The 2,487-nt window shown below is 74.0% G+C and carries 2 protein-coding genes and 1 pseudogene; 2 read left to right on the top strand and 1 reads right to left on the bottom strand.

The window, feature by feature from the left end; genetic code table 11:
• The first annotated feature begins 73 nt into the window (after positions 1-73).
• A complete protein-coding gene (locus RIF68_RS34150) occupies positions 74-907 on the top strand; it encodes a lysozyme (protein ID WP_309055351.1) in 834 nt (277 codons plus the stop codon).
• Positions 908-1,162: 255 nt separating this feature from the next.
• The gene (locus RIF68_RS34145; protein WP_309055350.1) at positions 1,163-2,107 is read left to right on the top strand and encodes a lytic polysaccharide monooxygenase; all 945 of its coding nucleotides are present in this window, start codon (positions 1,163-1,165) and stop codon (positions 2,105-2,107) included.
• 97 nt (positions 2,108-2,204) lie between these two features.
• On the opposite strand, the pseudogene RIF68_RS34140 reads toward RIF68_RS34145, so the two are convergent.
• Positions 2,205-2,487 (bottom strand): annotated as a pseudogene (locus RIF68_RS34140) (hypothetical protein); the annotation flags it as partial.

Here is a 2,487-nt window from a genome sequence, read left to right as displayed (position 1 = left end):
CACACCAGGACATGCCGTCGCACTCTCCCCCCGCGGAGCTCATCGAGCTCACCCGAGCCTTCGGAGGCACGCAATGCGTGTGCGCAGATCCGGAACGACCCTCGCCGGCGCCGCCCTCGCGGCCCTGGCCCTCCTCCTCCCCCTCTCCGGCCCGGCCGGCGCCGCTCCCGACCCGGACACCCGCCAGGTCCCGGCCCGCGGCACCGCCTACATGGGCATGGGCGTCATCGAGCACGACGGCCGGAACGGCGGGCCGGGCGGCATCTCGGTCCAGGCCGTCCAGACGGAAGGCGTGGACGTCTCCAGCCACCAGGGGAACGTGGCCTGGACCACGCTGTGGAACAGCGGCGTCAAGTGGGCCTACGTGAAGGCCACCGAAGGCACGTACTACAAGAATCCCTACTTCGCGCAGCAGTACAACGGCTCGTACAACGTGGGCATGATCCGCGGCGCGTACCACTTCGCGACCCCGGACACGGCGAGCGGGGCCGCCCAGGCCGACTACTTCGTGAACAACGGCGGCGGCTGGTCGAAGGACGGCAGGACCCTGCCGGGCGCGCTCGACATCGAGTGGAACCCGTACGGCGCGACCTGCTACGGCAAGACCCAGACCGGGATGGTCGCGTGGATCCGGGACTTCCTGAACCGGTACAAGTACCGGACGGGGCGGGACGCGGTGATCTACACCGCCACGAGCTGGTGGAAGCAGTGCACCGGGAACTACTCCGGCTTCGGCACGACCAACCCGCTGTGGATCGCGCGGTACGCCTCCGAGGTCGGCGAACTCCCGGCCGGCTGGCCGTACTACACGATGTGGCAGTACACCTCGTCCGGCCCGACGGTCGGTGACCACAACCACTTCAACGGGGACCTCTCGCGGGTGCAGGCACTCGCGTACGGCGGCTGACGGCCCGTCCCGCCCGGCGCCTCGGGGCACGGCCGGGCGGGACGGCGGTTCCGCGCGGAGCCGCGGACGGCGGCTCCCGGGCGTGCGGCGGCACCCCGGGGGCCGCTCCGGCTTTTCCGGCCACCCCCTTGCCTATTGGTATGGACCAATGCGAGGCTCTACGGCGGCCGGTCGTGTCCCCAACTCGCCCGCGCCCGCAGGTCGTTGTGCCACCGCTCGCCCCGTACTCCCCCACGCACGAGAGAGAGCCGCCGCATGAGGTCCCCCCGCCGTGCCGCCGCCACCGGCGCCGCCGCACTGTCCCTGTCCGCCGCCGCGCTCGTCGGCCTCACCCCCGGCACCGCGAGCGCCCACGGCGCCGTCTTCAACCCCGTCAGCCGTATCGCCGCCTGTTTCGCGGAGGGGCCCGAAACCCCCAGGTCGCAGGTGTGCAAGGACCTCGTCGCCGACTCCGGCACCCAGCCGCTCTACGACTGGAACGAGGTCAACATCGCCAACGCCGCCGGCAACCACCGGGCCGTCATCCCGGACGGCAAGCTCTGCTCGGCCAACCGCGAGAAGTACCGCGCACTCGACTGGGCCCGCACGGACTGGCCCGCGACGGCCGTCGCCCCCGGCGCCTTCGGCTTCAAGGTCCGGGCGACGGCGGCGCACGTGGGCACGATGACCGTCTACATCACCAAGCAGGGCTTCGACCCCACCCAGCCCCTGAAGTGGTCGGACCTGGACCCGGCGCCCGTGGCCGTCCACACCACCGCCCGGTCCACGACCGACGGCCACTACTCCTTCACCGGCACCCTCCCGGCCAGGACCGGCCGCCACATCGTCTACAAGGTGTGGCAGCGCAGCGACAGCCCCGAGGCCTTCTACAGCTGCTCGGACGTCACCTTCGGCGCCGCCGCCACCGCGGCGAAGGCACCGACGGAGTCGAAGATCGCGGCGGGCGCCGCGCTCTCGACCGTGAGCCACGCGGGCCACGGCGGCGACGAGCGGCCCCCGGCCCTCGCCGCCGCGCACGCCGGTCAGGGCGAGACCGCCGGAACGGGTACGGGCCCGGCGGCCGGGTCCGTGACGCACCGGGCCGCCGCCGAGCCGGCCGCCTCTCCGCTCCCGCTCGCCCTCGCGGGCGCCGGAGCCGTCACCGCCTTCGCGGCGGGCAGCCTGCTCCTGGGCCGCCGCCGGAACCCCGCCTCCGCCTGACACCCCGGGCACCCGGCCGGCCGGTCCGCCGCCCAGGCCCTGTCCACAAAGGAGCGGCGGCTGCCCGCAGGGCAGGGCCCGACTTCACGGACGCGACCTAGACGGACCGCCCGGCCGGGAAGAGCGCGGCCAGCCGGGGCAGCGCGGTAGGCCCGCCTCCCGCACCCCGGGGGCCGGCCGGCGGCACACCGTCCTCGTCCCAGCCGCCGGGGCCGCCGGCGGCACGGGCGTCATCGCCGTCCTCGTCGTCGTGGTCGTCATGGCCGTCCCGCTCGCCGTCGGCCTCCGGCTCCTCCGCGTCCAGGATGTCGTCGACCGCGGCGTGGAACTCCTCGCCCTCGTCGTCCTCCTGACCGGTCAGCTCGTCGTACACGTCCTGC

Origin of the sequence: Streptomyces sp. (assembly GCF_031178505.1) — a bacterium.
Taxonomy (GTDB): domain Bacteria; phylum Actinomycetota; class Actinomycetes; order Streptomycetales; family Streptomycetaceae; genus Streptomyces; species Streptomyces gulbargensis.
The sequence above is the reverse complement of the archived record's forward strand: the minus strand, read 5'-3'. Positions and strand labels throughout refer to the sequence as shown.

Bases quoted from the DNA above. Each gene is read 5' to 3' on its own strand.
- RIF68_RS34150 (WP_309055351.1), top strand. From the start codon at position 74: ATGCGTGTGCGCAGATCCGGAACGACCCTCGCCGGCGCCGCCCTCGCG.
- RIF68_RS34145 (WP_309055350.1), top strand. From the start codon at position 1,163: ATGAGGTCCCCCCGCCGTGCCGCCGCCACCGGCGCCGCCGCACTGTCC.